Consider the following 26,430-nt stretch of genomic DNA (forward strand, 5'->3'; position numbering starts at 1 on the left):
TTTTGCACAGTGTAAATCGTAAAAAAAGCAAAAATAAGCCGCTTAAATATTGATTTACTGAAGGAAACCCGGCTCCATTCAGCAATTTTCGGCCATAAAAAAAGCAGGCGTGCGCCTGCTCTGCTTAGCGTTTCTTTTCTTTCCGCAGATATTTCTTTTGATTCTCCTTCAGAATATCCCCTGTCCAGCCCTTCTGCCGCAGATAAATATAAATCAGCAGGGTTGATACGATTATAAGCACAATGGAACCGATATACGCATATTTCCAATGAAGCTCCGGCATGTTATCAAAGTTCATCCCCCAGAGAGCTCCGAGCGCCGTCATCGGTGTAAAGAGAGTTGTAAAGATCGTCAATGCTTTCACAATTTCATTTCCTCTTTGGGAGGTAATGACTTCCTCTGCGTGCAGCAGATTGCTCAGTTCCTGATCAAATTCATTGATATATGTAATGCCTCTTTCCATCTTTTGATGAGCCCTGAGGTAATCTTTCTGCTTGTCATTTTTCGGGAGAAAAGCTTCTTTTAAAGCCATTTCCACTTTTTTAGCTCCCAGCGTCAGCCCTTTCCAAATGAACAGTTCATGGCGCAGTTTATGCACATTTTCCAAGATTCCTTTACTGTTGTCATCATGAATCTGCCATTTCAGCGTCCGCTGCTTGACTTCAAATTCATCTAATCCGATAAGATAGGAATTCATCAGCTCGCCGAGCAGAACAAAAAAGCCTTCTATCGCATTCTCGCATGTTTGGATCTGCTGTGTGGCGTGCTTTTCTTTTATGCCGCGCAGCAGCGAAAAATCAAAATTAATCGTAAAAAAGAAGTCTCTCGTAATATAAAAGTGAAATACGGTATGATTTTTTTCATCATCTAATCCTTGATGATAGATTAAAGAACCGAAAACCGCTTCATTATTCTGATCATTTGTATCTGAGCGCAGAAAGTTTATATGGTTTTCATGTTCAAACCACTTTTCACATTGCGGCCAGTGATTGTGGCGGATCATTTTTTTCGCTTCTGTTTTTTCATGCGGACCGAGCTGGTACCAAACCCAGTCCGCTCCCGAATGTACCTTCATCTCTTGTCAGCCTCCAGTATCGCTTTCTTCTTTTAATTACCGTAATTGCAGCGGGCTAAACCAGGTTTGATGTTTGACCAGCTTTCCAGAGTGGTATTATTCCGAAAAAAGGGAGGTGCAAGCCTTCCTTCTCGGAAGGCGTTCCATTGTATATCATCAAACTGTCTGCCATCGTACTATTTATTTTATTAACGGCATGTTTTGTCGCTATAGAGTTTTCAATCGTTAAAGCAAGGCGCTCCCGCATCAATCAGCTCATTCAGGAAGAGATGAAAGGGGCAAAAGCTGCCAAGCATGTCATTACACACCTTGATGAATATTTATCGGCGTGCCAATTGGGTATCACCGTAACCGCCTTGGGACTCGGCTGGCTGGGTGAACCGACAGTCAAAGCAATGCTTCAGCCGTTATTTTTAAAAACCGGACTTCATGAAGCGGTTGCCCATGTCCTGTCACTCATCATTGCATTTCTGCTGGTTACATATGTGAATGTCGTCATCGGTGAACTCGCACCGAAAAGTTTTGCTATCCAAAAAGCTGAGCGGATTACACTTTTGTTTGCCAGACCGATGATTTTGTTTTATAAGTTAATGTTTCCGTTCATCTGGCTGCTTAATCATTCCGCACGCCTGATTACAGCCCTGTTCGGCTTGAAGCCGGCTTCCGAACATGAAATGGCCTATACGGAAGAGGAATTGCGGGTGCTCCTGGCCGAAAGCTATCGAAGCGGCATGATCAAAAAAAGCGAGCTTCATTACGTAAATAACATTTTCACATTTGATAAGCGCACTGCAAAAGAAATCATGGTGCCCCGGAATGAAATGGTGAGCCTGCCGCTGGACAGCGGATCGGGAAATATGCTCCGGGATATTATCAAAACAAATAAATATACCCGGTATCCCGTAGTAAAGGGAGACAAAGATCATGTTGTCGGCATTATCAATATAAAAGAAGTTTTATTCAGATTCCTATCAGAAGGAGCTCCGTTTACAAAACACGAGCTCAGTCCTTACATTCAGCCGGCGATCCATGTGATTGAGACGATCCCGATTTATCAATTGTTCGTTAAAATGCAGCGGGAACATGCTCATATGGCCATTCTCATTGATGAGTACGGCGGAACCGCAGGATTGGTAACGGCGGAAGACATCATCGAAGAGATCGTCGGCGAGATCCGGGACGAATTTGACACGGATGAGACACCCTCCGTTCAAAAGCTTGGGGACAGCCGCTATCTCCTAAACGCCAAATTGCTGATCAGTGACGTCAATGATGTACTCGGAACAGAGATTACGGCTGATCAAGTCGATACACTCGGGGGCTGGTTTCTGACTCAGCATATTGATGCAAAGCCAGGGAGCGTGATTGATTTTGAAGGATACACATTCACGGTAAAAGAAATCGACAGCCATCATATCAGGACGATTGAAGCTGAAAAAGCTGAATAGCTGAGGGAGAAATCCCTCTCTGCCATTCAGCTTTTTATCATCTTAATGATTCTTTTACGACAAATCCGTTTTTCGCCAGCGCCTTCGTCAGGCTCTGTTCTGTTTTCACTTGAGAAAAGTCGATGCCGAGCTTCACGACGGTTTGCGCGATTTCCGGCCGGATGCCTGAGATTGTCGTTTCTATGCCAAGAAGTTTTGTGCTGTCAATCACTTTAAAAATTTGATAAGCGACCATTGTGTCTACAATCGGCACACCTGAGATATCTAAAAATAAATAGGAAAGCCGGAGCGAAGAACATTGGTCAAGCACCGATTCCAAAATGATCTTTGCCCTGTATGTGTCAATTTCGCCGACAAGCGGCATAATCCCAATACCGGCAATCGGCATAATCGGCGCGCTTAATTCATTAATCATTTCTTTTTGGGCGTTTAATTGCCTAATCGTCACTTTATAATATTCCTCTGTAAAGACTTCAATCATATGGTCAATTGCTTTGTTCAGCTTCTCTCCCCATTGAAATACCGCAGGCGTCCCGGGCTTCTCGGACATCGTTTCACTGCATGTCTGTATGCGATTCCAGACCAATCTCCGGAATTCTTTAAAGCGCGCGACGCTTTCATAGACCGGGACTTCATGCACGGCCCGGTCTCTTGCGAACTGCAGCGCCCACTTTGTCAGTTCCTCGTCCCCACCGTCTTTTTCCGATATAATCCTGGCAACGATTTCAATTAACAGGCGGTGCTGCGTTTCTGCTCTCTGATCATCTGAAGGCCGCCCCGATTCGGGTATGAGCAGCCATTGGCGTGTGATTTCACCTGATTCTTCAATTAATGCTTCAGATAACACTTCATTTAAATGTTTCACGGGTTTCCTCCATTCAAATCAAAATTACTTTGTATGTATAAATTGCCGCCGGACGCACATACTGTAATTACATCCGATGGGCTATAGCCAAGCGGTAAGGCAATGGACTTTGACTCCGTGATCGTTGGTTCGAATCCAGCTAGCCCAGTCCTGTAACCGCAAAAAACGAAGATTAGCTGATAATGTTTGATCAGCGGATCTTCGTTTTTCTCTTATGATACGGATTGATGTACCGTTTTTTTCTTCGTCAGTTTCATTAATTCTCCGGGATTATATCCGATAACGAGTTTTTTGTGATCGATCAGGATCGGACGCCGCAGCAGCTTCGGTTTTTCAGTCAGAAGCTTCAGCACTTCATTTACAGTCATTTCTTCAAGATTCAGGTTGAGGTTTTTAAATGTTTGGCTTCTCGTCGCTAATATTTCATCAATTCCTTCGGTCGTTAAGGATAAGATTTGCTTCAATTCATCAATTGTCGGTGTCTCCCTGAATAAATGGCGCTCATGAAAATCAATGTTGTGGGCTTTTAACCAATGTTTCGTCTTTCGGCATGATGTGCAGCTCGGGTATGAATAAAAAATAAGTTCTTTCATTTTTAAAAATTCCTCCCTCGGATAATCCGTCTCTTTGTAAACATAAGTACCCTGAACTTTTTTTCACTAAACGTATTTCAAAAAAATTTTCGGATCTTTTGTTCAGAGCGGCATAAGATATAAAACACGGGGAAAGACATAAATTCCACAATAAATATAATCATGAAAATGTTTACATTTCGACTGCCGATCCATTATAATTAACTTCAGATAGACTCTCGGGAGGGGATAAGGAATGAATCGCATGTTCCGGGTGTTAGGATTTTGGACGGGGATTTTTGCAGTAATGTTTTTTTTAGGCGGCATGAAGGACGCATCTCTTTTGTTTTTTGGACAGACGATCTTTTTCGTATTTCTTTCTTATTTGAATCTGACTGAGCGGATGTATATTTATATTTTCGGAGCTTACTTAACCGTATTTTTCGCCGGATTTACATATTACTCTATTTTTATTATGACACCGGGCGGCGGAACCCACTGACTAAAAAAGACAGACCGATTACGGTCTGTCTTTTTTCATTTACAGTGAAAAACCATTGATAAACGGGTTTCTTTCCTGCTCTGTCTGGATGTCCGTTTCCGGGCCGTGCCCGCTTAACACAAGTGTATGCCCGGGCAGTGTGAGCAATTTTTGATGGATGGAATCAAGCAATACGTCCTGACTTCCTCCATGTAAATCCGTGCGGCCGATGCCCCCCTGAAAAAGCACATCGCCTGAAATCACAAGATCGGCGTCCTTTACATAATAAGAAACGCTTCCAGGTGAATGACCCGGCGTAAACAGCGTCTCCAAATGGAACGGTCCGATGTCCAAAACGCCGTCGCCTTCAATCAGCCGATCAGCGGGCCGTGCCGTGACGGCGATGCCCCGCAATATGCCTGATCCGTTTAAGGAAGAGTCCTCCAGCCACTTTTCTTCATTTTTGTGAAGATACACGGGAACATCCCATCTGTCTCTTACCTCATCAAGCGCGCCGATATGGTCAAAATGGGCGTGCGTCAGCAAGACGGCAAGCGGCTTCAGATTGTTTTCTTTTATGTAATTGTTGATTTTGTCCGCTTCCCCGCCCGGATCAAAAATAAGACAGGACTGATCCTCACTGACGAGAAAATACGCGTTTGCCTGAATCGGACCGGCCGGCATTCGTCTCCATTTCACTTTCATCACCTCTTTATGTATATGCCCTTATTATGAAGGTTTTCTGCGGAAGATTCAATGAATGCGGCCGGGAAAACGCTATCGACAAATAAAATGAAAACGGTTAAAATGAAATGGAAAGATTTTCAGGTTCCAATGACAAAGGGGGAGCATGATGTTACTTGTTGTAATCTTCGGCCTTGTCGCATTATTAGCTGTATTAGGAGTCCTGCGGGCTGTCAGACAGAGAAATATCCTGGGATTTTTGTTAGCCGCCGCCACGCTCGGCGTGTTTGGCTGGTTTACCGTAATGACCGTTATAACCAGCGGCTATCCGACTGCACATTAAAAGCCTGTATCCATTAGGATACAGGCTTATTTTTTATTGCTGCAAATGTTTGCTGACACTTTTGATTTTGCTCTCAAGCGTCGTTTCTTTATCACGTCTGTCATCAATGCGGATATTGGTCGCCACTCTGTGCAGCCCTTTATGGAACGGGGCTTCGTGAATGTCCTGAATGACTGCAAACAAGTCGCTCAGCTCACCTTCAATCAAAGTGTTCATCGGTGTGAGCTGAAATTTGATTTTGCCGGCAGCTTTGTAGCCCTCCAAAATCTTTTGCACGTCCGCTACATACTCGCTGACGCTCGGTGTTTTTGTTCCGATCGGGATAATTGTCACATCTGCAATTGCCATTTGATTCAAACTCCTTTTTCATTTGTTATGATTGGTTCTGTCATACCTGTTTTCAGTGAAATCAGACGGTCATACGTAAAGCCGTATAAAGCGTATTCCCCGTCCGGTGAGATCTGAATCGGCTCCATTTCCGTATTCGTGAGCACCGTCCGCTCCCGTTCGTCCCCTAAGTCAAAGCTGATCAGCCTGTATAAACGGCCCTCCGGCTTAAATATGTAAAACCGCTTGTGCGTCTGATCGTAATCATATTCCATCGGCGCAAAGCTCTCATACTTTTTTTGAAGAGGAAAGCGGTGTGTCACGGATGCCGGTTTTTGGAAAAAAAACTCGCCGTCGCCGTCCGATTGATCAGTTTGTCTGACGGCAATCGTCATACCCGGGCGGGAATCGGCCCAGATGACGTGATGAAGCACTCTTTTTTCTTTTTTCGTCTGCAAGTCATAAGAATATAAAGGACCCTCTTCTTCCGTTTTCCCTTGCTTGATATATTGAAATTCATCAGAAGACGTCCAATGGACAAAAGGTGTCTGAACCGGACTCATGTTTAAAATGCCGTTTTTCATATCGGCCGTATAGGTTGTGAAGTCCCATGTTTCAGTAAAAACGGTAATCATCATTTGATACGGGTCATACGGATTCCAAGCCGTCTCCAGCTCATAAGAGTTAAAGGCTTTGTGATAAAGTCTTTTCCCCTCCTTGTTCATAAGCTCAAGCTCCGTCTGCCCGCTGTTTGTCACCTGAACGAGAATCAGCTGTTTTTTCGGGCTGATCTTTACATTGACAATATGGCCCCTTGTTTCATAGAGCCGTTCGGATTTTCCGCTGAAAAGATCATATTTCATCAGCTGATGATGCGCTGTATACAGAATGGTTCTGTTATCCAGCCATCCTTCCGCTTTCTCCGCTTCATTTTTACTGAGCGGAACGATTTTCTGTTCTGCTGATTTTGCCGAAACGCCTGTGTCATGCTGCTGATGAGATGGTTCACAGGCCGCTAAACACAGAACGAATGCGGACAGCAGAACACAAAACAAGTATCTCACCAGCCTTCCCCCCATTCTTTTCTATTGTCCCATATTTGTTTATGTAAACAAATGAGAAATTTCACAGATGTCTCAAAAAACGAGCGACCTCCACAAAATGCCTTCCGTCGCTTGATAAATATCAGCAAACTGATGAAAAGGCAAAGGGTTTTTTCCCTTTCCAAGTTCAACGGTATAGCCCTCTTTTCCGTATTGCTGTATAAACCAATCCCTAAAACCGGCATGGCTGTCAATGGTTTTTACACCTTGATAGCGGTTTCCGCTTATCTCTTCAAACTCCCGGATGACCTGAGCGGATTGTTCCGGTTCATATCCTTCATATCCCCAATAAATCTCTTGTCCCTGCGTATGAAGAGCGATCACCCTGTCAGGCGGCTGTTCGGTTATCAGCCGGTGCATCGCCTGCGCTTCCGGTTCAGTGAGCGGCGCCATGCCCGGAAAATCCCGGTACGAAGGGGCTTTCGGTTTGCGCCTCTGTTCAATGTCCCAATTGGACGGGAAATGTTTATTTAAATCAACGCCGTTTATATTCGCCTTCCATTCGCGGAAATCCGGGCGGTACTCATTTAATTCATTGAGAAATTCACTTTTTTCTGATAAATCTTCACATCCGTAAAGGACGAGATCAACACCGTCGGGATTTACGAGCGGAACGAATGACAGTGATGTCCGGCTGAATATATCAAGCGCGGAATACCCAAAAACCGTCTTATTTTTGCATAACGCCGCGCAATATTCTTTACACCATTTTAGCGCAACCGAGGTGGTGATCCATTCATTGGCATGAAAAGAGGCGTTTACATGCACTTTTCTTTCGGCTGTATCCTCACCTATTGTCAGCTCATAAAGCGGTTTTCCCAACACGGAACTGCCGATTTTACGGCACATGACAAATGGAAAGACATCCGTTATTTTCTCAATTTCTTCAAAAACCGATTGAGCGCCGTACACTTTTTCTTCCTTCACCCATTGATCACTGGAAAGAACGCTTTTACAGCGCCGGATGTATTGCGAAAGCCCGCTCAGCGTCCCGATCGGACCCTCTGACTGCCCGCTCACGACAAAGCCGGGACAAAATAATTCCTCGCTTTTCGCCGTTTTATTGGCGTCTTTCAACAGTTTTTCATCAATTGAAAGCACCTTTGCGACAGCTTTCATATGCTGTTTCATTTCAGGTGTGACACGAATTCCCGCCATGTTCATCCCCCTTTTTAAAAAACTATATGACATGGGAGGTAAAAAAAGAAAGCCGCCCGCTATATGGGCAGGCAGACTTTCTCTAGCAGTTTTGATATTTAAGCCATTCATTTTTGGCAATCCACGCCCCGCCGATGACTCCGGCGTCATTTCCAAGTGCCGCAATCGAAATATCGGCCGCTTCCGCAGAACGCGGGAACGCGGTGATTTTGAAGGTCTCTTCCACTTTTGACCGCAGTATTTCTCCTGCTTTCGAGACGCCTCCGCCGAGCACGATTTTAGTCGGGTTCATGGCGCTTGCCAGGTTTCCGAGCACAAGGCCTAAATGTTTTGCGACATAATCGACGACTTCCAGCGCTGTCTTATCCTGCTGTTTTGCCGCTTCGAACACGTCACGTGCCGTGAGATCGCGCACTTGCAGGAGCGAAGAGTCGGAAACCGCTGCAAGCTTTTCTTTCGCGATGCGGACGATGCCGGTTGCTGACGCAATCGTTTCAATACAGCCGGATTTTCCGCAGTTGCACGGAGCCCCGCCTTCCGGGATACTGCAAATATGACCGATTTCTCCGCCTGCCCCGTTTTTACCGTGAACGATTTCTCCGTTGACGATGATGCCCCCGCCGACTCCGGTTCCAAGCGTCACTAAAATGACATCTTTAGCTCCGTCGCCTGCACCTTTCCACATTTCTCCGAGCGCCGCGATATTGGCATCGTTTTCAATGACGGCCGGAATACCCGTTTCCGCCTCGAGATGGTCTTTCAAGGGATAGTTTTTCCACCCCAGATTTGTCGTCTCATAAACCATCCCCGTCGCCATTTCCACGGGTCCGGGCGCTCCCATGCCGATCCATTTTACGATCCGTTTCGGCTTATTCAATTCTTCGAGTTTCTGGTCAAGTGCTTTAGCGATCGTGACCGTAATTGTGTTTCCTGATTTATCGGTCGGAACCTCCCATTTGTGCTGAATTTCACCGTACATGTTGATAAAGGCCAGCTTGATGGTTGTTCCGCCAAGATCAATCCCCGCAAACCATGTCTCTTCCATAATGATCTCCTTTTCTTATTAAATCCTGCTGTTGGACCTTCCTTTAATCCGCTCTGATTCCTGTTGAAGAACTCCGGCGGCTTTCAGCCATAATTCTCTTTCAATCACGTTTGACAAGTACATCTCCTTTAATTCATCTTTCATAAAGTCAATTTCGGCTTGTCTGTCACCGAAATAAACGATATGGCCGAATGACTTAAACAGCTGCTGCACGTCATAAAATGAATTCATCTTCTTCACCATTTCTACTCTTCTTATGAGTATAAGAGTATTTCATCTCTGAAGCGGGAGTCAAGCAAAAAACGATTGGAGAAAATATCCTAGCGGCATTTTGATAAAATGTATATTCATAATTGTAAAAAAACTCTCATTTATGCGTTTTTCTGTTACAATACTTTCGTGCCCAAAAGCACAAAAGGATTAAAGTTTGATGGGGTGTTGTTTTGAAACAAGAAAAAAGGCTGACGTTCATCTCAGCCATCAGTTTATTTGTCTTGATGTTAGCAGTCATTATTTCCTGCCTGTTTTTCTTTCATACGGAACCGCATATGCCACTGTTTTTTTGCGTCATTATTCTGGCTCTGGCAGGTTTGTGGCTCGGTTTCTCGTGGGACAGTCTTGAAAAAGGAATTGTCAACGGTTTGAAAAACGGAGTACAGCCGATTATCGTGCTGGCTTTGATCGGTGTGCTGATCGGCGCCTGGATGTACAGCGGTGCCATTCCCGCCGTCACCGTTTACGCTTTATCGATTATACAGCCGAGCCAGCTTCTTTTGACCGCATTATTTTCCTGCATGATCATCAGCACGCTTGTCGGCTCAAGTCTGACAACTGTCAGTACAATCGGCGTCGCGCTGTTAGGGGTAGCAAGCGCGGCGGGTGTTCCGCTCGAATGGACGGCGGGAGCAGTCATTTGCGGGGCTTGTTTCGGTGATAAAATGTCACCGATGTCCGACACGACGAATTTTGCCGCCGGAATCGGCGAAATTCCGATTTTTAAACATATCCGCCATATGATGGGCACGACCGTTCCGGCACTGCTGATTACAATCGTTCTCTTTTATATTCTCGGTTCATCCGTTTCAATAAATGCCGCTTCAACGCAAAATATTGAGGCGGTCATTTCCGGAATTAAACAGGCCGTACACGTTACGCCTTGGTCGCTTCTTTCACCTCTGTTGGTAATCATTCTGGCGGTCAGACGGGTTTCCGTTATTCCGGTGCTTACCGCCGGGATTATTTCCGCAGGGATTCTGACGGCTTTTTTCATTCCTGGCAGCAGCGTTCAAGGATTTATTTCTGCCCTGCAAAGCGGCACGGCATTTAAAACCGGCGATGAGGCTGTAGCCAGCATTATCAACAGAGGCGGGCTCCAATCCATGATGGGTTCCGTCTCTCTGATCATGATTGCCTTTGCGCTCGGCGGCCTGATGGAAAAAACAGGACTGATCGCAGCGCTGCTTCAAGGATTGATAAAAGGTGTGCATACGAAAGGACGTCTTGTCTTGGCGACCGTCTTCTCAAGCATAGGCGTAAATCTCGCGACAGGCGAGCAGTACTTGTCAATTTTAATTCCTGGTCAGTCCTATAAACCTTTATATGACAGGCTCAGCATTAAGCGGATTCACCTTGCGCGGTCGCTGGAGGACGGCGGAACATTGATCAATCCGCTGATTCCATGGGGAGTAAGCGGCGCTTTTATGGCAAGCGCATTAGGGGTTCCCGTCATCGACTACCTGCCGTTTACCTTTTTCCTGTACATTTCTCCGATGATCTCAATCCTGCTTGGTTTCCTGAAAAAAAACTGACAATCCGAAGACACCTGCCGTCTTTTTCCCGGCAGGTTTTTTCATGCAAAAAATCCCGCTGAAGAAACGGGATTTGTTTAAAATGCCTGCTGAATGAACTTATTTCTGATAAACGGTATTTTTAAAAAGAAATGAATAAACGACCGTCTGATCCCCGGCTGGCTGAGCACGCTGTTCATCAGACGGTAGCGGTTTTGGTAAACGGCTAAAACAGATACGGCGCATAGTGAGTAGATCAACAATTTTTTCATCTTATCCCTCCTGCCCCTATCGTTTGTCAAACAGCGAAAATTATTCCGGTGCAAGACGTTTTTTATGCGATTAAGCGATGATTTCAGATTCAGTCACGATCGTATCGACCGGAATATCGTGGGGCATGCGGGGAATGCGGTCCGTCAGCTGGCAGTCAAAGAGAAGCGACACGGTACGGCCGGCATAGCCGGTCAGGAACCTGTCATAATATCCTCCGCCGTATCCGATTCTGAAGCCTTCCCGGTCAAAAGCTACACCTGGCACAAGTACAAGATCAATGTCTTTTTGGGCCACTTTTTCCGTCAGGCTTTCGATCGGTTCACTAAGGCCAGCATATACGGTTTCCAGTTGATCATCCCCAGAAAATGTACGGAACTCCATTGCGCCCGTTTTCGGGAAGCATTTCGGGATACAGACTTGTTTTCCCTCTTTCCAAGCTTGTTCAATAATCGGCCGTGTCGGGATTTCCAAGCGTTTCGAGACGGTAACGGCGATCATGCGGGCTTGTTTCCATTCCTTTAAAGAAAACAGCGTTTCACGCATGCTGCGGCATTTTGCCTCCCATTCACTTTCTGTTATAGCAGAAAGCTTTGCTTTTATATCGGTTCTGATTTGTGCTTTCACGTTCCTCAAACCTCCCTGAAAGACAAAAAAGCCAGAACTTTATTGAAAGCTCCAGCTTTTTTCCGCCGTTTTAAACAGCTTATTTTGTTTCACGGTGTAACGTAGATTTTTTATCACGTGGGCAATATTTTTTAAATTCAACGCGGTCCGGATTGTTGCGTTTGTTCTTTTTAGAAATATAGTTACGCTCACCACATTCAGTGCAAGCCAAAGTAATATTAACGCGCATTATTTTCCCTCCAAACTAAATATCATTTACTTATTCAGACTTATATATAATACCACTATAATGGACGGAATGCTAGAGCTGATTTACATGAAATGTTGTTTAAGTGCAGAAAACATCAGTTTATGCTTCTGATCGCCTGAATGAGCTTGCGCAAGACAGATACAAAATATGACGAAACAGGACAAAAAAGGACATTCTCATGCGAAATCTATAGAGAAATATCCGTTTGCTCCCCGAATAAACAAGATTTCCCGACAAAATTCCGTTTTTTTCTCTATTTCCTTTAGAATGGCGGCGTTTTATGGTATAAAAAAGAAGGGCAAATTAATAATAGAAGGTGATGAAACGTGGAAATTGCTATTATTGCGTTGTTTATCGTCAGTATAGCGCTTATTGCATTCTCATATTCTCAAAGAGATCCGATGAAAGACGTGGAACAGGAGCTTGAAACGCTTCAGCTTTCCGCCATGCAGGAAATTTACAAGTTAAAAAAGAAAATGACGGTGCTTGAAGAAGAATTGCTGGAAACCAACCTCGTGATCCGCAAAGCCAAAAGCAGCGGCATTAACCAAAAAATCGCCAAACAAATCATTTCAAAATATAACAACGGGATGTCTGCCGAAGCCATCGCAAAAGCAGAGCACGTGTCTGTCGAGGACGTCAATACCATTATTAAAGATAATGAGAAGGTGCTCGTATGACAAAACGGGGCATTCAGGCTTTTGCAGCAGGCATGATTTTAGCGACGGCCGTCCTCGCCGCTGTCTTTTATTTGACTGACCATGACCAGGCAGCTGCCGTTAAAACTGAAAAAACAGCATTAACAGAAAAAGAAGTAAACAGCTACCTCGACTCCCAGCAAAAAGTCTCCGTCAAACGGGATGACTATCAAAAACTGCTTGACTCTAAAGAAAAATCGCTGAGCAACGATCAAAACTCAGACGCCAAAAAGAAAAAGGTAACATATAAACTGACGATTAAAGACGGAATGAGCACTGCTGATGTGTCATCCATTCTTGAAAAAGAAGGGATTATTCCTTCAGCGAAGGACTTTAATGATTACGTAATTGACGCTGGCTACCACAAAGAAATCCGTGCCGGCCATTTCAAAGTCGACTCAGATATGAGCTTTAAGAAAATCGTCAAAACATTAACCCGCTAAAAAAGCTTGCAGGCATCGTCCATTCAGATGGATACGGCCGGCAGGCTTTTTTAATGAGCAATATAAAACGGACCCGGTCTATGGCCGGGCCCGTTTTTTTATCCGAATTTTCCGCTGATATAGTCATGCGTTTTTTGGTGATCCGGCTGTGAAAAGATTTTTCCCGTATCACCCCACTCTACCAGTTCGCCCATATAGAAAAACGCGGTTTGGTCAGAGACCCTTGCAGCCTGCTGCATATTGTGCGTCACAATGACAATCGTGTACTTTTCTTTCAAAGTCAAAATAAGCTCTTCTATTTTCCGGGTGGACACGGGGTCGAGGGCAGACGTCGGTTCATCCATCAGAAGGACGTCCGGTTTTGTGGCGAGCGCCCTTGCGATGCACAGCCGCTGCTGCTGGCCGCCCGACAGTGAAAGCGCCTGCTGGTGAAGACGATCCTTCACTTCATCCCAGAGCGCCGCGGCCTTTAAAGATTCCTCGGCGATTTCAAGCAGTTTCTTTTTATTTTTTTCGCCATGTATTCTCGGGCCGTAGACGACATTTTCAAATATGGACTGCGGAAACGGATTGCCTTTTTGAAACACCATACCGATCTGTTTTCTTAATTCTGCCGCATCCGTCTTCTCCTTCAGCAGATTGCGTCCGTTATAGATCATGTCACCTGTCACTTTGACATTCGGAGCCATTTGCAGCATTAAGTTTAATGTTTTAATAAAAGTGGATTTACCGCAGCCGGACGGACCGATGATGGCAGTTACTTTCCGCTCCTCAAATCCGATCGTGATGTCTTTTAAAGCTTGATGAGCCCCGTACCATACGTTCATGCCGTGAATATCAAATAAATTCTGTGTGTGCACCGCTTCTTTCACAACGCTCACGGTCCTTCCCCCTATCCGAACTTTCCGTTAATGTAGTCATCTGTCTTTTGCTCCTTGGGACTCGTAAAAATCTGTTCTGTCTGCCCGTATTCCACTACTTCTCCGTTTAAAAAGAATGCCGTGCGGTCAGACACCCTCAGGGCCTGCTGCATGTTATGCGTAACGATAATAATAGAATAATCTTTCTTCAGTTCTGTCAGCAGCGTCTCGATTCTGGCGTTTGAAATGGGGTCCAGAGCTGAGGCCGGCTCATCTAAAAGAAGCACGGCGGGTTTCATCGCAAGCGTACGGGCGATGCATAGACGCTGCTGCTGGCCGCCTGATAACGAAAGAGCCGATGAATGAAGCCGGTCTTTGACTTCATCCCAAAGCGCCGCCTTCGTTAAACTTTCTTCTACCGCTTCGTCCAAAACGGCTTTTCTGCGTTCACCCGCATACTTGAGCGCATGTGTGATGTTATTGTAAATGGATTTCGGGAACGGATTCGGTTTTTGAAACACCATACCGATCTCCCTTCTGAGAGACACGACATTAATCTCATCTCCCAGAATATTCAGTCCTTCATAAAGGATGTCCCCCTCGCTTCTCGCAGAAGGGATGGCATCATTCATTCTGTTAATCTGTCTCAGAAATGTTGATTTTCCGCAGCCGGACGGACCGATCAGAGCCGTCACCGCATGTTTTTCAATATCCATGTTTACATGTTTAACCGCTTGTTTGTCACCGTAATAAATTGATAAATCATTCACTTCCAAAATCGAAGACTCCGGCGATCGCTTTGTCTGTTCGGATTGTTCCCTGACGATGTGATCTATCATGTTTTCGCCTCTTTTCGATTAATTTGCCGTAAGCTTTTTATAAATGGCAGATCCGAGCCATCTTGCACAAAGGTTAAACAAGAGCACCGAGATCACCAGCACTGCCGAGCCGCCGTTTGCAATCGCTTCTGCATCGGGAATGATTCCCTGCGTATTGACACTCCATATATGAACCGCCAGCGTTTCAGCCGGCCTGAAAATGTTTAAAGGAGAGGCTTCCGAAAACGGGTTCAAATCCGTAAAGTTCAGCCGCGGCGTTGTCAGCCCCGCTGTAAATAACAATGCCGCCGCTTCTCCGAATACTCTTCCTGATGCCAAAATGGCGCCGGTTAAAATCGAAGGAATCGCACTCGGAATCAGCACGGTTTTGACGGTATACCATCTCGATACGCCTAAAGCGAGAGAAGCTTCTTTCAGCTCCTTAGGAACTGCGGTGAGCGCGCCTTCTGTCACCCGGACCATTACGGGAAGATTAAAGACCGTTAATGCGAGCGCGCCCCCGATAATCGTGTAGCCCCATCCGGTCAGGTTCACAAACATCAGCATGCCGAACATCCCGATAACAATCGACGGAAGCGACGACAGAACTTCAATACACGTTCTGATAAAATCTGTGACTTTATTTTGCGGCGCATATTCAGCCATAAAGACGCCGCCCCCCACACCAAGCGGTATCGTGATCAGCATGGTGATAAACAGAATGTAAAAGGAGTTAAAAAGCTGATCCCGTATCCCGCCGCCGGACGCGATGGCGCTCGATTTTGACGTAAGAAAATGCAAGGTGATTTCAGAGACGCCGTGAATCAGAATATACAAAAACAATCCTGCCAAAATCGCCGCGATCACAGCGGCGCATAAACCGAATACACCGGTGGCCAATTTATCCGTTATTTTCCGGTTCATTACACTTTCCTCCTAGATGACAAGTAGCGTATGAGCAATATAAACAGAAACGACATAATGAGAAGAACAAGCCCCATCGACCATAACGTATTATTTTCAATACTGCCGTATGTGGTATGGCCCATGTTTAAGGTGATAATCGTCGTTAATGTTCCCGCCGTATCAAGCAAGCTTTCCGGCAGAAGCTTTGTATTTCCGATAACCATCTGTACGGCGAGAGCTTCTCCGAACGCTCTTGCCATCCCGAGCACGACAGCGGTCAGCAATGTCGGAAACGCCGCCGGGATGAGCACCTTCCTGATTGTCTGCCATCTCGTCGCACCAAGCGCATATGAACCGTCGCGAAGGTGTTTCGGAAGTGACGCAAGCGCATCAGCGGAAATCGACGTAATGGTCGGCAGAATCATAACCGATAGCACGATCGTTCCCGCCAGAAGGCTGTGACCCGTTCCGCTTGATTTAAAAGAGCCAATAAACGGAACCAATACTGTAAGACCTATGAATCCATAAACGACGGACGGAATGCCGACAAGCAGCTCAATTACCGGCTGCAGTACCTTTTTCCCCCAAGTCGGCGCAATTTCCGTCATAAACACAGCACCCGCGATACCGAGGGGTGCTGCGATCAAAGCGGAAAGAACCGTGACCGCAAATGATCCGAAAATAAAAGGCAGCGCGCCGAACTCAGGCTTTGCCTGGGTTGGATTCCAATTCAGACTTGTTAAGAACTCAATCGGGCTTACACCATTTACAAAAAAAGATTGCAGCCCCTTAATGCCGAGAAAGATTGTGATCGCCGCTGATGCCGCAATGATAATCGCCGCACAGACAGACACAATCACTCTTCCGCGGACTTCATCCAATTGCCTGTTTTGTTTTGAGCTTATTAAGCGTTCGCTTACAGACTCTTTTTCTCTGTGATTTATCATTTGTTTACACTCCTATAAAGAAGAAGAGGCGGGGAGCCCGCCCTCCCCTCAGCTTTGCTTGCCGTTTGCGTCACGTGTGACTTTCATATCAGAGATCGGAATGTAGCCCTGATCTTTTACGATACTTTTCTGAACATCATCACTGTTCAAATAGTCAAGAAATGTTTTTGCCAGGCCTGACGCGTCACCTTTCGTATAAGAGTGCTCGTAAGCCCAAATCGGATATTCGCCTGTGACGACATTTTTCTCTTCCGGTTTGATGCCGCCGATCGATAAAGGCGTTACTTTATCATCGTTTATATAAGAGAATGCCAGATAACCGATTGCTCCCGGTGTTTCCGCAATGATTTTTTTGACTGTATTGGAGGAATCCTCCGTGATGCCCTCAGCCGGCTCTGCTCCGTCAAGAGCGTATTTGACGAATGTAGCGCGTGTTCCTGATGAATCAGGACGGTTCACGAGAGTAATCTTTTGATCTTTCCCGCCAAGCTCTTTCCAGTTTTTGATTTTGCCTGTAAAGACGTCTGCCAGCTGTTTTTTGGTTATATCCTTCACACCCGCACCCGGGTTAACCGCAGCTGCCATCGCTACTACCGCTACACGGTGATCTTTTAGGGCTTTCGCATCAATGCCTTCTTTTTCTTCGGCAAAGACATCTGAGTTGCCGATTTGCACTGCGCCTTCAGACACTTGCGAAAGACCTGTTCCTGAACCTCCCGCTTGTACCTGCACATCAGCATCCGGATGTTTTTCCATAAACTTTTCCGCCGCTGCCAGTACTAACGGCTGCATGGCTGATGAACCAGAAATGGTTAAAGAACCTGATGCTTTTTTATCCTCACTTGCAGATTGGCCGTCCGTCTTGCCGCTTTCCTTTGCATTTCCGCATGCTGCAGCAACGATCATAACAGCAGCCATCAGAAGCGTAAGCATCCATTTGTTTTTTTTCATTTCCTGAATTCCCCCTGCGTTTAATGTGTAATTTGTCCTACACGTATAGAGTAAAGGGTTCGTGTAAAATGCGTATAAATCAAATGTTAAGGTTTTGTAAATCCGGATGTTTTTTTGTATAAAAAAAACGCCCACAAGTTGTGAGCGTTTTTTCTATCAGTTATTTGTATTGCCGTTTTCAGCGTCTTTCTGGATTTTATCTTCGTTTTTCTGCTTCGTATTATTTTCTTCTTGCTTCTTTTTCAGCTCGAAGTATTTGTCTAGTACCGCTTCCCCAATGTCATTGGTGATAGAATATCTGTCATTGTAATTTTCGTAAGCCCATGGAACTACGACCGAAATGGCAACTTCAGGATGATCTGCAGGCGCATAAGCTACAAGTGTTGTGTTGTAAGTAGACGCGCCGGTTCTTGATTTTATAGGACCATCATAGAAGGCCTGTGCGGTTCCCGTTTTACCAGCAGGGTTATAACTTTTATTAGCAAAATTTGCTCTTGCAGTACCTTGAGCGCCTTGCATAACAAGCTTAAAACCTTGCTGAACACGTTTAATTTCACTTTCCGTCATATCGAGGCGGTTCATTACTTCCGGGTTAACCGATTCAACAACGGCTCCGATACCTTTTTTAGAATCAGGCTTTCGTACTTCTTTTACGATTTGAGGTTTCATACGAAAGCCTCCATTGGCAATGGTCGATACATACTGAGCCATTTGAAGCGGTGTATATGTGTCAAATTGTCCGATCGCAAAGTCAAGCAGGAACCCTGACTGTCTTTTAGTTCCCACATATCCTGTCGCTTCATTCGGAAGATCAATGCCCGTTTTTACACCTAAACCGAATTCACTGAAGTAATAACGAAATTTATCGAATGCGCTGTAATCAAGCGGCAATGAATGCCCCGATATATATTTACCCTTACCAATCGCAATCGCAGTTTTAAACATATATACGTTAGAGGAACGCTCAAGAGCTGTTAAATCATTTATCGGTCCCATCACACTTACCGACTTTTTAGGAGGGGAATCTTTAATATTCAAAACTTCGTCCGTAAAGATATTCCCGATTTTTATAGCACCTGTCTGATAACCAGTTAACAGCGTTGCTCCTTTTACAGCTGAACCCATGTTATAAGAAGACGTCATTGTTCCTAGTGCATAATCATCAATTTTATATTTACCGTTTACTTGTTTAATTTGTTTGCCCGCCATTGTAAGCACTTCTCCGTTGCGCGGGTCCATCATTACGACAAATGCCCTGTCAAGCAGCTGTGTACTTGGTCTTGCCTTTGCCGCTCTTAAATTTTTCTCAATAATTTTTTCAACGTCTTTTTGCAATTCGGTATCTATGGTGAGCACTAAATCGTCACCGGCTTTACCTTTTGTAACCGTTTCAGTATCTGTCACGTTTCCAGAGGAGTCAGTTACGTTTCTCACTTTTTCTTTTTGTCCCTGGAGCAGATTTTCATATTGATACTCTAAATAACTTTTTCCAACCCTGTCATTCCTGCTATAGCCTAGCGACAAATAATGTTCAAGAAGGTTTGAAGGGAGCCCTTCATTGGAACTCGAGACACTGCCGAGAACTGATTTTAATAATCCTTTATTTGGATAAGACCGTTCCCAGTCAGACGTCACGTCAACCCCCGGCAGTTCATCTAAATGTTCGCTGACGACGGCCATTTCTTTAGCCGACACACCTTCATTTTTGATGTATTGAGGAGTCAGTGAGTAGCCTGAATCCATCTGCCTTTTGATCGCAAGGACCTGCATATCTTTTGAAGTGAGTTCGTTCAGCTGTTTGTCCGTGATCCGTTTCAGCTGAAGCTGGTATAAATCATCGTCAGACAGCTTTTTGTCCTCAGCTTTTTGCTTTTCTTTTGCCGTAATCAGTTTTTTTGCCTCATCAGGCCTCGTTAACATCCAATAGTCTTTTTTGTCCCGTTCAGTCACCTTTTTGGTGCTTACCTTAATCATACCAGACAATTTTTTTGCGATTTTTAAACGCTGCGCCTGGGTGGTTGAGGCTGAACGTGTATATGTAATCGCATTTAATGCTTTATTCGTTACGATGGGATTAAGGTTCCGGTCGTATATTTTCCCTCTCGGAACCGCCGTGCTGACATCAGACTCCTCTTGCTTGTTGGCGGCGTTTTTATAGTCATCACCCTGAACGATCTGCTTGATGCCAAGCTCGACGATAATCCACGTAAAAATAAGAAACGCGGCCAAAAACAAAAAATTAAGCCGGATCGGCAGTGATTTTTTCTTTTCTTTGTTTACTGCTATTTTCTTTTTATTTCTCCTCATGACATCACCTTTTCTTATTTACAGAAAGAAATGACACCCTCTTTTCAGGTGCCATTTTCATTCTAAAGGTTTTTTCGATATTTTTCTACAGATAACCCTTTTATCTTTCTCCTTTTATAAAATTCGGTTCAGCCGCCCGTTTTTGTCGGTCTTCTTCCACTGTTTCATCAGAAGTTTCCGCATCCAGTTTAATGTCTTTTATAAAGTAATAAATCAGCGGATGGCCGGCTCCGAGCAGCACGAGCGCCGTCGGTATTCCCACTTTTTCCTTCAGCAATGTAACGATCAAAAGGAAGCACAGGATGGAAACGATCCGGCCTGCATTTAAAAACAATTCCCTGAGCACAATGTATTCAATTCTGGCCTTTCTGGCAAGCCGCGCCCGGCCTATCACATCATATGTAAGCGAGACATACGGCACAAGCAGAACGGGATAGCCGATGGCAATAAACACTCCGTACATAAGAAGCGTCGTGAAGCTCATATGAAAAATTATGAGAAACAGGGCGCCGTACACAATCAATCCGCCGATAAGAATCGCCTTTTTACGCGCTCTTTTTTTGATGAGCCTTGATGCAAAATAATAGGCAAAAAAAGAAACCGCAGAATTAACGAGGCCGAACGTCCCGAGCGCCAGTTCACTGTTTGTCGCAATGAACACAAATACGCTGATTAAAAAAACAAAAATCCCTTCTCTCAAGCCTTGAAAAAAGTGCGCGTTGGTAATCCGGCGCCAATTCAGATTCGTGTGGCGCTCATCAAAAACTTTTTTCAGCATAAAACGGCCTTTCGACTCCCTCCGTTTCAGAAAAAAGCTCATGACCACGGCGAGAGCAAATAAGCCGAGCGACAGGCTGAAAATGACTGTATAACCCGTATTGTTTTCAAGTCTTGAAATGACATATCCGGCCACAATCGGACCGATCATCCCCGCCGATGAAGACAAAATGCCTAAAAATCCGTTAAAAAAATCTCTCGTTTCAGGCTCTGTTATTTCGAAAGTCAGCACATTAAAAGCCAGCCAGTAAAAGCCGTACCCCACTCCAAGCACGGCCCCTATCAAAACGAGACGGGAAGCCGCATTTTGCCCGGCAAGCAGCACACTTAAATAAAAAGCAGCCAAAAAGATAACGCCGAACCTGAGAATAAACACCCTGTCAATTTTTTTAGCCAGCCGCCCTGCCAGCAGAAAGGTAAACGGCTGCATCGTCACGACCGATAAATTGTATATGGCCAAATCAATAAATTTTCCCGATTGCTTCCACAAATACACGTTGACAAATGTATTTGACAGCGCGATGCCCAAAGAGTAAAGGCCGCCAATCGTCAATAACAGCAGCAGCCCTTTATTTACTTCGATGTCGCCGATAATTTTTTTTATTTTGCTCATCATTGACTCCCCTTTACTACACATTAGTCTGTCTCACTCAAACTGAGATATGTAAAAGGAATCAAAGTCAATAAAAAAACAAGGCCTCCCGCAGGAGACCTTGTGATGATTTAAATCAATTATTTTGCTTCGCTGTAAAGACGGGCAACTTCATCCCAATTCACAACATTCCAGAAAGCTGAAATGTAATCAGGACGGCGGTTTTGGTAGTTCAGGTAGTAAGCGTGCTCCCAAACGTCAAGACCGAGGATAGGCGTTTTGCCTTCTGAAAGCGGTGAATCTTGGTTTGGCGTGCTTGTAATTTCAAGTTTGCCGTTGTTTACAACAAGCCAAGCCCAGCCAGAACCGAAACGGCCGGCAGCTGCTGCAGCGAATTTTTCTTTAAATTGATCGAAGCTTCCGAATGTGCTTTTGATCTCTTCAGCAAGCTCACCAGTCGGTTCGCCTCCGCCGTTCGGAGATAAAAGAGTCCAGAATAAAGAGTGGTTCGCATGTCCGCCGCCATTGTTGCGGACAGCCGTGCGGATATCCTCCGGCACTGCGTTTAAATCAGCAACAAGCTCATCTACGGATTTCTCTGCAAGCGCTGATCCTTCGATCGCTTTGTTCAGGTTTGTAACGTATGTGTTATGGTGCTTCGTATGGTGAATCGTCATCGTTTCCTTATCGATATGCGGTTCTAAAGCATCATAAGCGTAAGGCAATTCTGGAAGTTTGTAAGCCATAATTTTTTTCCTCCTTTAAATATATGTACTGAAATGCCGCTATGCGCGAACTTTTCTAATCTCAATGTAACAAAAGAAAGCATGGTAATCAATGAAAAAGCTCACAATCCGGCGATTCCAGCAGACATACTACACTTTATCCGTTCACAGCCGAAATTAAACCTTCTAAAGCACCGTCCACAAGAAGTATCCGATCATAAAGAGCTGAATGACTCCTTTGGCGACGACGCTTGTTAAAAAGCCGATTAAAGAGCCCAGCCCCACTTTTGCAGCGGATTTAATATCCTTTTGATGAACAAACACCTCAGCGCAGACAGCACCGATAAACGGGCCTAAAATAATGCCCGCCACGGGAATAACAAAAGGCCCGATCAATAATCCGATCGTGCTTCCCCAGATCGCCGCCCTGCTCCCGCCGTACCTTTTAATGCCAAGTAAATTTGACACATAGTCAGCTGCAAATAAAACGGCCGCAAATACCGCCTCAATGAGCCAGAACAGGTAGGAATACGGGCTGAAGGAAAACAAAAATCCGTAAAGGAGAAAACCAGCCACTATAAAAATAACGCTTGGAATCACCGGATACACCAGACCGATAAAAGCAACGGCGAAGACCGCGATGATAATCACCCAATACAAAACACTCATAACATAAACACCCTCCTTTGTTTTGCGGAGCGATCACCGCATTCCGCTTTTTTCTTATTATGTATGATTCCTTATCACCGCTTTAAATACTCTCGCTTGTGTTCATCCCCTGTGAACGATACAATAAGCAACATATACCAGTTTAGGATAGGAAGTGAAGATGTTGAACATATTTACGGCTTTATTGAAAAGTACATACTCTCCGGCAGATATTGCGAAAACACGGTTTCAAGGGATAGGAAAAGCGATCCTTTATGTATTTTTGCTGTCTGTCCTTTTTACGCTGCCGAGCGCTTATTACCTTAGCTCCGGCACCGTAAACTCAATGAACGGTTTCAAAACCGTGTTAGAAAAAGATTTCCCTGATTTCAAAATTTCAAACGGCGAATTGCAGACGAAAGCCTCCGCCTCCAAGGAAACGGAAGCGAACGGGTTTGTCATCGTGTTTGATCCCACTGATGCTTACGGCGCGAAACAAATAGCGGCGAAACAAAACGCGATCGGCATTTTAAAAAATAAAATGGTGCTTGCTGTAGACGGACAGGCGACAGAAATGAATTATTCATTAATGCCTGCTGATATCACAAAAAAAGAAATCATATCAGCTTTAAACCAAAATAAAACGATGATCGTCACCGTCCTTTCCATTTTGCTGTTCATCATGACAGCAGCCGGCAAATTCATTGAAGTCTCATTTCTCGCCGTCATCGGCCTGATCATAAAAAATGCGCAAAGAAAGACATTGAATTATCAGCAGCTCTGGAAGCTTTCGGCTTATTCCATAACGCTCTCCACCATATTCTTTACGATTATGCGCGCGCTTGTCATTACGGTGCCGAGTGAATTTTTAGTGAATTGGTTTGTAAACTTTATCATCCTTTTTCTCGTCTTAAAAGAGATACCGCCAAGAAAAACAGCTGTGTAAGACTGCCTGAGGCAGTCTTCTTTTTTGTCATGAACAAAATGGGACAAGCATACAATGAAGTAAAAATGTATGCGGGAGGCGGTTGGAATGAAGCGGCTTACTTTTTTATTCGGCAGTTTATTTGTGATATTTATTATCTTTTACGATCTGAAAATCGGGACAATCCCTGCTCAAGACCTTCCTGCATACGCAGCGGCGGCGGCTCAGCCTGCAAAACAGGAAGCATCATACAGAACGGTTACGGTCAAAAAAGGTGATACGGTGATGTCGATAGTCGGCGCACATAAAGCGCCGGAAGATATTGCGCAAGATTTTGAAACGCTGAATCCGAATGTAAAAGCAAACGCCATTCAGGCAGGCACCGCTTATAAATTCCCCGTCTACCGTAATTAAACGTTAATTTCTTGTCAGTTCGGCAAATACACTGTTACAATATAACATGTAAATAGAAGTTGCCTGACATGTAAAAGGCTCTGCCTCAAAAGCGGTAACTACAATTAAGGAGCGATTGACAAGTGAGTGAAATCACACATCGTACAAAAACGCGTCCCGTCACAGTGGGACCTTTAACAATAGGCGGAAATAACGAAGTCGTCATTCAGAGTATGACGACGACCAAAACACACGACGTAGAAGCAACAGTAGCGGAAATCAACCGATTAGCCGAAGCCGGCTGCCAAATTGTCCGGGTTGCATGCCCTGACGAACGCGCAGCTGACGCGATTGCCGACATCAAAAAAAGAATTTCGATCCCTCTCGTTGTCGATATTCATTTTGATTACAAGCTTGCCTTAAAAGCAATCGAGGGCGGCGCCGACAAAATCAGAATCAACCCGGGAAACATCGGCCGGCGCGAAAAAGTGGAAGCCGTCGTAAAAGCGGCGAAAGAAAAAGGAATTCCGATCCGGATCGGCGTAAATGCAGGATCATTGGAAAAACGCATTTTGGAAAAGTACGGCTACCCGACTGCTGACGGAATGGTTGAGAGCGCGCTTCATCACATTAAAATCCTGGAAGATCTTGATTTCCACGACATCATCGTCAGTATGAAAGCGTCTGACGTCAATCTCGCCATAGAAGCATACGAAAAAGCGTCAAAAGCATTTGATTATCCGCTCCACCTCGGAATTACAGAATCAGGCACGCTGTTTGCCGGTACGGTAAAAAGCGCGGCCGGACTCGGAGCGATTTTAAGCAAAGGAATCGGAAACACGCTCCGGATCTCTCTGAGCGCTGACCCGGTTGAAGAAGTAAAAGTAGCCAGAGAGCTGCTGAAATCGTTCGGTCTCGCTTCAAACGCGGCTACGCTTATTTCATGCCCGACATGCGGACGGATCGAAATTGATCTCATCAGCATCGCAAACGAAGTGGAAGAATACATTTCAAAAGTAAAAGCGCCGATTAAAGTAGCCGTTCTCGGATGCGCCGTTAACGGACCAGGCGAAGCGAGAGAAGCCGATATCGGTATTGCCGGAGCGCGCGGCGAAGGACTGCTTTTCCGCAAAGGCCAAATCGTCCGCAAAGTCCCTGAAGAAACAATGGTCGAAGAGCTGAAAAAAGAAATCGACAAGCTGGCAGAAGAACACTACGCAAAGCTTGAGGCGGAAAAAGCCAAAGCAGAACAAGACACACAAAAAGCTTGACGGATATTCCGCCAAGCTTTTTTTTGTGTTTTAGAAAAACGGTGTAATGAATATGCCCAGCACAAGGGAAACTATACCGATTCCCATCGCCCATCCGCCTAAAGCGCCTGCTCCTCTTCTTCTGGCGATATAGCCGACGATAATGCCGCATGCTCCTAATAAAACAGGGAGCACAAACAGGGAAATGATAGAAATAGCCAATGCTGCATACCCTATCCCCCGGCCTTCACTTACTCCGTCCCGGTTATCATCGCGGTCTGCTGTCCGGTCAGAAGCGCGATATGGCTCTGCAATTTCAGCCGCTGTTTCTTCTGAATAAACATCACGCGTGATATCCGTTCCTTCCGATCCATGATCCACATAGTAGTCGTTGCCTTTTCGATTTTCGTAATCGTATGCCACCTTCAATTCCCCCTTTTTCTTTTATGAATGGAGCTTTTTTAGTTTCCGCGTTTTTTACGGAATCATGTTTGCTAAACTTTGCTGGTATTGTTAATTGTTTATGTTACACTTGAAGGGATGAAAATATAGGAGTGTGGACATGTTACGGTTAGGTATAGATATTGACGGCACGGTTACGGCACAGGATACATTTGTCCCTTATTTAAACCGCTCATTTCATCTTTCTATTACTTTGGATGATATGACTGATTATGATCTGACTAAGCTTTTGAACATTACAACCGAGGAATTTTGGGAATGGATGAATGTTCATGAAGCAGTCATATATAAAGAAGCAAAGCTCGCGGAATTTGCCAAGCAAGCGCTGGACGGGCTGAAAGAAGAACATCGTCTCATTTACATAACGGCAAGACGCGGCCACTTAGAAGATGTAACGCTGGACTGGTTTGCAAACCGGGACATTCATTATGATCACATTGAGCTTGTCGGAGGCCATCACAAAGTGGAGGCCGTCAAAAAACACGGCATCGATCTGTTTTTTGAAGATCACCACGGCAACGCGACAATGATCGCAAAAGAAGCGGGCATTCCGGTTATCCTTTTTGATTCCCCTTACAATCAGCTCCCCATCGATTCCAATATTATCAGGGTGCGGAATTGGCTTGAAGCCGTCGCCTGGATCAATAAAAACAAACACAGCCTTCAGCATGTCAAAAGCTGAAAAAAACCTCC

Annotated in this window: 32 protein-coding genes and 1 tRNA gene; 11 read left to right on the top strand and 22 right to left on the bottom strand. The window is 45.0% G+C overall.

The window, feature by feature from the left end; all coding sequences use genetic code 11:
* Positions 1 to 124 precede the first annotated feature (124 nt).
* Positions 125 to 1,075, bottom strand: coding sequence for a magnesium transporter CorA family protein (locus ACW5MY_RS11565; protein ID WP_013352873.1), 951 nt, complete (start codon positions 1,073 to 1,075; stop codon positions 125 to 127).
* Positions 1,076 to 1,221: 146 nt separating this feature from the next.
* Here ACW5MY_RS11565 and ACW5MY_RS11570 point away from each other — a divergent pair, with 146 nt between their 5' ends.
* Positions 1,222 to 2,523, top strand: a complete 1,302-nt coding sequence (locus ACW5MY_RS11570; protein WP_013352874.1) for a hemolysin family protein — start codon at positions 1,222 to 1,224, stop codon at positions 2,521 to 2,523.
* 37 nt (positions 2,524 to 2,560) lie between these two features.
* On the opposite strand, the gene ACW5MY_RS11575 is transcribed toward ACW5MY_RS11570, so the two are convergent.
* The gene (locus ACW5MY_RS11575; RefSeq protein WP_013352875.1) at positions 2,561 to 3,388 is read right to left on the bottom strand and encodes an STAS domain-containing protein; all 828 of its coding nucleotides are present in this window, start codon (positions 3,386 to 3,388) and stop codon (positions 2,561 to 2,563) included.
* A 77-nt stretch (positions 3,389 to 3,465) separates the two neighbouring features.
* On the opposite strand from ACW5MY_RS11575, the gene ACW5MY_RS11580 reads away from it, so the two are divergent.
* Positions 3,466 to 3,536 (top strand) — tRNA-Gln (locus ACW5MY_RS11580).
* A 64-nt stretch (positions 3,537 to 3,600) separates the two neighbouring features.
* Here ACW5MY_RS11580 and ACW5MY_RS11585 read toward each other — a convergent pair.
* A complete protein-coding gene (locus tag ACW5MY_RS11585) occupies positions 3,601 to 3,981 on the bottom strand; it encodes a Spx/MgsR family RNA polymerase-binding regulatory protein (protein ID WP_013352876.1) in 381 nt (126 codons plus the stop codon).
* 235 nt (positions 3,982 to 4,216) lie between these two features.
* Between ACW5MY_RS11585 and ACW5MY_RS11590 the strand changes: the two genes are divergently transcribed.
* Positions 4,217 to 4,462 carry a DUF2626 domain-containing protein gene (locus ACW5MY_RS11590; protein WP_003153078.1) on the top strand — a complete coding sequence of 82 codons (246 nt, stop codon included), beginning with the start codon at positions 4,217 to 4,219 and terminating at the stop codon, positions 4,460 to 4,462.
* A 39-nt stretch (positions 4,463 to 4,501) separates the two neighbouring features.
* Here the strand turns inward: ACW5MY_RS11590 and ACW5MY_RS11595 are convergent, their stop codons facing one another.
* Positions 4,502 to 5,140 carry an MBL fold metallo-hydrolase gene (locus ACW5MY_RS11595; protein WP_014470665.1) on the bottom strand — a complete coding sequence of 213 codons (639 nt, stop codon included), beginning with the start codon at positions 5,138 to 5,140 and terminating at the stop codon, positions 4,502 to 4,504.
* Between the two features lie 154 nt (positions 5,141 to 5,294).
* On the opposite strand from ACW5MY_RS11595, the gene ACW5MY_RS11600 reads away from it, so the two are divergent.
* Positions 5,295 to 5,468, top strand: a complete 174-nt coding sequence (locus tag ACW5MY_RS11600; RefSeq protein ID WP_013352878.1) for a DUF2759 domain-containing protein — start codon at positions 5,295 to 5,297, stop codon at positions 5,466 to 5,468.
* 33 nt (positions 5,469 to 5,501) lie between these two features.
* On the opposite strand, the gene ACW5MY_RS11605 is transcribed toward ACW5MY_RS11600, so the two are convergent.
* From ACW5MY_RS11605 to ACW5MY_RS11625, 5 genes are all read right to left on the bottom strand, one after another.
* Positions 5,502 to 5,816 carry an MTH1187 family thiamine-binding protein gene (locus tag ACW5MY_RS11605; protein WP_013352879.1) on the bottom strand — a complete coding sequence of 105 codons (315 nt, stop codon included), beginning with the start codon at positions 5,814 to 5,816 and terminating at the stop codon, positions 5,502 to 5,504.
* A 5-nt stretch (positions 5,817 to 5,821) separates the two neighbouring features.
* Positions 5,822 to 6,859 carry a YqgU-like beta propeller domain-containing protein gene (locus tag ACW5MY_RS11610; protein WP_014472106.1) on the bottom strand — a complete coding sequence of 346 codons (1,038 nt, stop codon included), beginning with the start codon at positions 6,857 to 6,859 and terminating at the stop codon, positions 5,822 to 5,824.
* A 72-nt stretch (positions 6,860 to 6,931) separates the two neighbouring features.
* Positions 6,932 to 8,056, bottom strand: a complete 1,125-nt coding sequence (locus tag ACW5MY_RS11615) for a M14 family metallopeptidase (protein WP_013352881.1) — start codon at positions 8,054 to 8,056, stop codon at positions 6,932 to 6,934.
* A gap of 82 nt (positions 8,057 to 8,138) precedes the next feature.
* Positions 8,139 to 9,101, bottom strand: coding sequence for a glucose kinase GlcK (gene glcK, locus ACW5MY_RS11620; RefSeq protein ID WP_013352882.1), 963 nt, complete (start codon positions 9,099 to 9,101; stop codon positions 8,139 to 8,141).
* An 18-nt stretch (positions 9,102 to 9,119) separates the two neighbouring features.
* Entirely contained in the window at positions 9,120 to 9,344 is a 225-nt protein-coding gene (locus ACW5MY_RS11625) for a YqgQ family protein (protein ID WP_014470666.1), read from the bottom strand.
* Positions 9,345 to 9,544: 200 nt separating this feature from the next.
* On the opposite strand from ACW5MY_RS11625, the gene nhaC reads away from it, so the two are divergent.
* Entirely contained in the window at positions 9,545 to 10,909 is a 1,365-nt protein-coding gene (nhaC, locus tag ACW5MY_RS11630; protein WP_013352884.1) for a Na+/H+ antiporter NhaC, read from the top strand.
* A 77-nt stretch (positions 10,910 to 10,986) separates the two neighbouring features.
* Here nhaC and ACW5MY_RS11635 read toward each other — a convergent pair whose 3' ends face one another.
* From ACW5MY_RS11635 to rpmG, 3 genes are all read right to left on the bottom strand, one after another.
* Positions 10,987 to 11,160, bottom strand: a complete 174-nt coding sequence (locus ACW5MY_RS11635; RefSeq protein ID WP_007408311.1) for a hypothetical protein — start codon at positions 11,158 to 11,160, stop codon at positions 10,987 to 10,989.
* A 70-nt stretch (positions 11,161 to 11,230) separates the two neighbouring features.
* Entirely contained in the window at positions 11,231 to 11,785 is a 555-nt protein-coding gene (locus tag ACW5MY_RS11640) for a 5-formyltetrahydrofolate cyclo-ligase (protein WP_014470667.1), read from the bottom strand.
* Between the two features lie 79 nt (positions 11,786 to 11,864).
* On the bottom strand, positions 11,865 to 12,014 hold the full coding sequence (gene rpmG, locus ACW5MY_RS11645) for a 50S ribosomal protein L33 (RefSeq protein ID WP_003153056.1): 150 nt from the start codon (positions 12,012 to 12,014) through the stop codon (positions 11,865 to 11,867).
* 347 nt (positions 12,015 to 12,361) lie between these two features.
* On the opposite strand from rpmG, the gene ACW5MY_RS11650 reads away from it, so the two are divergent.
* Both ACW5MY_RS11650 and ACW5MY_RS11655 read left to right on the top strand, forming a co-directional pair.
* Positions 12,362 to 12,715: a hypothetical protein gene (locus ACW5MY_RS11650; protein ID WP_003153047.1), complete on the top strand. Its 354-nt coding sequence runs from the start codon at positions 12,362 to 12,364 to the stop codon at positions 12,713 to 12,715.
* The gene (locus ACW5MY_RS11655; RefSeq protein WP_013352886.1) at positions 12,712 to 13,176 is read left to right on the top strand and encodes an endolytic transglycosylase MltG; all 465 of its coding nucleotides are present in this window, start codon (positions 12,712 to 12,714) and stop codon (positions 13,174 to 13,176) included. Before ACW5MY_RS11650 ends, ACW5MY_RS11655 begins: the two co-directional genes overlap by 4 nt.
* A gap of 98 nt (positions 13,177 to 13,274) precedes the next feature.
* Here the strand turns inward: ACW5MY_RS11655 and pstB (ACW5MY_RS11660) are convergent, their stop codons facing one another.
* The 9 genes from pstB (ACW5MY_RS11660) to ACW5MY_RS11700 form a co-directional block, all read right to left on the bottom strand.
* On the bottom strand, positions 13,275 to 14,057 hold the full coding sequence (gene pstB / locus ACW5MY_RS11660; protein WP_013352887.1) for a phosphate ABC transporter ATP-binding protein PstB: 783 nt from the start codon (positions 14,055 to 14,057) through the stop codon (positions 13,275 to 13,277).
* A gap of 11 nt (positions 14,058 to 14,068) precedes the next feature.
* A complete protein-coding gene (gene pstB, locus ACW5MY_RS11665; protein WP_013352888.1) occupies positions 14,069 to 14,875 on the bottom strand; it encodes a phosphate ABC transporter ATP-binding protein PstB in 807 nt (268 codons plus the stop codon).
* A gap of 18 nt (positions 14,876 to 14,893) precedes the next feature.
* A complete protein-coding gene (gene pstA / locus ACW5MY_RS11670; RefSeq protein ID WP_013352889.1) occupies positions 14,894 to 15,778 on the bottom strand; it encodes a phosphate ABC transporter permease PstA in 885 nt (294 codons plus the stop codon).
* Positions 15,778 to 16,707, bottom strand: a complete 930-nt coding sequence (gene pstC / locus ACW5MY_RS11675) for a phosphate ABC transporter permease subunit PstC (RefSeq protein WP_013352890.1) — start codon at positions 16,705 to 16,707, stop codon at positions 15,778 to 15,780. The genes pstA and pstC overlap by 1 nt, the downstream gene beginning before the upstream one ends.
* 48 nt (positions 16,708 to 16,755) lie before the next feature.
* Positions 16,756 to 17,658 carry a phosphate ABC transporter substrate-binding protein gene (locus ACW5MY_RS11680; RefSeq protein ID WP_013352891.1) on the bottom strand — a complete coding sequence of 301 codons (903 nt, stop codon included), beginning with the start codon at positions 17,656 to 17,658 and terminating at the stop codon, positions 16,756 to 16,758.
* A gap of 156 nt (positions 17,659 to 17,814) precedes the next feature.
* Positions 17,815 to 19,965 carry a peptidoglycan D,D-transpeptidase FtsI family protein gene (locus ACW5MY_RS11685; protein ID WP_013352892.1) on the bottom strand — a complete coding sequence of 717 codons (2,151 nt, stop codon included), beginning with the start codon at positions 19,963 to 19,965 and terminating at the stop codon, positions 17,815 to 17,817.
* 100 nt (positions 19,966 to 20,065) lie between these two features.
* Positions 20,066 to 21,355 (bottom strand): MFS transporter, encoded by a 1,290-nt coding sequence (locus tag ACW5MY_RS11690; protein ID WP_013352893.1) that lies wholly within the window; start codon positions 21,353 to 21,355, stop codon positions 20,066 to 20,068.
* Positions 21,356 to 21,474: 119 nt separating this feature from the next.
* Positions 21,475 to 22,080 (bottom strand): superoxide dismutase SodA, encoded by a 606-nt coding sequence (sodA, locus tag ACW5MY_RS11695; RefSeq protein WP_014470669.1) that lies wholly within the window; start codon positions 22,078 to 22,080, stop codon positions 21,475 to 21,477.
* 165 nt (positions 22,081 to 22,245) lie between these two features.
* Positions 22,246 to 22,728: a DUF456 domain-containing protein gene (locus tag ACW5MY_RS11700; RefSeq protein WP_013352895.1), complete on the bottom strand. Its 483-nt coding sequence runs from the start codon at positions 22,726 to 22,728 to the stop codon at positions 22,246 to 22,248.
* A gap of 160 nt (positions 22,729 to 22,888) precedes the next feature.
* Here ACW5MY_RS11700 and ACW5MY_RS11705 point away from each other — a divergent pair, with 160 nt between their 5' ends.
* From ACW5MY_RS11705 to ispG, 3 genes are all read left to right on the top strand, one after another.
* Positions 22,889 to 23,653: a DUF1189 domain-containing protein gene (locus tag ACW5MY_RS11705; protein ID WP_013352896.1), complete on the top strand. Its 765-nt coding sequence runs from the start codon at positions 22,889 to 22,891 to the stop codon at positions 23,651 to 23,653.
* An 87-nt stretch (positions 23,654 to 23,740) separates the two neighbouring features.
* Positions 23,741 to 24,046, top strand: a complete 306-nt coding sequence (locus ACW5MY_RS11710; protein ID WP_013352897.1) for a LysM peptidoglycan-binding domain-containing protein — start codon at positions 23,741 to 23,743, stop codon at positions 24,044 to 24,046.
* A 131-nt stretch (positions 24,047 to 24,177) separates the two neighbouring features.
* Positions 24,178 to 25,296 (top strand): flavodoxin-dependent (E)-4-hydroxy-3-methylbut-2-enyl-diphosphate synthase, encoded by a 1,119-nt coding sequence (ispG, locus tag ACW5MY_RS11715; protein ID WP_172800832.1) that lies wholly within the window; start codon positions 24,178 to 24,180, stop codon positions 25,294 to 25,296.
* A 30-nt stretch (positions 25,297 to 25,326) separates the two neighbouring features.
* On the opposite strand, the gene ACW5MY_RS11720 is transcribed toward ispG, so the two are convergent.
* Complete coding sequence (locus ACW5MY_RS11720) at positions 25,327 to 25,704, bottom strand: DUF308 domain-containing protein (protein WP_088030541.1); 378 nt, start codon at positions 25,702 to 25,704, stop codon at positions 25,327 to 25,329.
* Positions 25,705 to 25,837: 133 nt separating this feature from the next.
* Between ACW5MY_RS11720 and ACW5MY_RS11725 the strand changes: the two genes are divergently transcribed.
* Entirely contained in the window at positions 25,838 to 26,419 is a 582-nt protein-coding gene (locus ACW5MY_RS11725; RefSeq protein WP_013352900.1) for a nucleotidase, read from the top strand.
* Positions 26,420 to 26,430 lie beyond the last annotated feature (11 nt).

It is taken from the genome of Bacillus sp. Bwzl_19 (assembly GCF_054900515.1).

Bases quoted from the DNA above. Each gene is read 5' to 3' on its own strand.
- glcK (WP_013352882.1), bottom strand. From the start codon at position 9,101: ATGGAAGAGACATGGTTTGCGGGGATTGATCTTGGCGGAACAACCATC.
- ACW5MY_RS11725 (WP_013352900.1), top strand. From the start codon at position 25,838: ATGTTACGGTTAGGTATAGATATTGACGGCACGGTTACGGCACAGGAT.
- ACW5MY_RS11585 (WP_013352876.1), bottom strand. From the start codon at position 3,981: ATGAAAGAACTTATTTTTTATTCATACCCGAGCTGCACATCATGCCGA.
- pstB (WP_013352888.1), bottom strand. From the start codon at position 14,875: ATGATAGATCACATCGTCAGGGAACAATCCGAACAGACAAAGCGATCG.
- ACW5MY_RS11615 (WP_013352881.1), bottom strand. From the start codon at position 8,056: ATGGCGGGAATTCGTGTCACACCTGAAATGAAACAGCATATGAAAGCT.
- ACW5MY_RS11565 (WP_013352873.1), bottom strand. From the start codon at position 1,075: ATGAAGGTACATTCGGGAGCGGACTGGGTTTGGTACCAGCTCGGTCCG.
- ACW5MY_RS11680 (WP_013352891.1), bottom strand. From the start codon at position 17,658: ATGAAAAAAAACAAATGGATGCTTACGCTTCTGATGGCTGCTGTTATG.
- pstC (WP_013352890.1), bottom strand. From the start codon at position 16,707: ATGATAAATCACAGAGAAAAAGAGTCTGTAAGCGAACGCTTAATAAGC.
- ACW5MY_RS11685 (WP_013352892.1), bottom strand. From the start codon at position 19,965: ATGAGGAGAAATAAAAAGAAAATAGCAGTAAACAAAGAAAAGAAAAAA.
- ACW5MY_RS11605 (WP_013352879.1), bottom strand. From the start codon at position 5,816: ATGGCAATTGCAGATGTGACAATTATCCCGATCGGAACAAAAACACCG.
- ACW5MY_RS11600 (WP_013352878.1), top strand. From the start codon at position 5,295: ATGTTACTTGTTGTAATCTTCGGCCTTGTCGCATTATTAGCTGTATTA.
- ACW5MY_RS11655 (WP_013352886.1), top strand. From the start codon at position 12,712: ATGACAAAACGGGGCATTCAGGCTTTTGCAGCAGGCATGATTTTAGCG.
- ACW5MY_RS11625 (WP_014470666.1), bottom strand. From the start codon at position 9,344: ATGGTGAAGAAGATGAATTCATTTTATGACGTGCAGCAGCTGTTTAAG.
- ACW5MY_RS11705 (WP_013352896.1), top strand. From the start codon at position 22,889: ATGTTGAACATATTTACGGCTTTATTGAAAAGTACATACTCTCCGGCA.
- ACW5MY_RS11710 (WP_013352897.1), top strand. From the start codon at position 23,741: ATGAAGCGGCTTACTTTTTTATTCGGCAGTTTATTTGTGATATTTATT.
- ACW5MY_RS11700 (WP_013352895.1), bottom strand. From the start codon at position 22,728: ATGAGTGTTTTGTATTGGGTGATTATCATCGCGGTCTTCGCCGTTGCT.
- sodA (WP_014470669.1), bottom strand. From the start codon at position 22,080: ATGGCTTACAAACTTCCAGAATTGCCTTACGCTTATGATGCTTTAGAA.
- ACW5MY_RS11635 (WP_007408311.1), bottom strand. From the start codon at position 11,160: ATGAAAAAATTGTTGATCTACTCACTATGCGCCGTATCTGTTTTAGCC.
- ACW5MY_RS11690 (WP_013352893.1), bottom strand. From the start codon at position 21,355: ATGAGCAAAATAAAAAAAATTATCGGCGACATCGAAGTAAATAAAGGG.
- pstA (WP_013352889.1), bottom strand. From the start codon at position 15,778: ATGAACCGGAAAATAACGGATAAATTGGCCACCGGTGTATTCGGTTTA.
- ACW5MY_RS11590 (WP_003153078.1), top strand. From the start codon at position 4,217: ATGAATCGCATGTTCCGGGTGTTAGGATTTTGGACGGGGATTTTTGCA.
- rpmG (WP_003153056.1), bottom strand. From the start codon at position 12,014: ATGCGCGTTAATATTACTTTGGCTTGCACTGAATGTGGTGAGCGTAAC.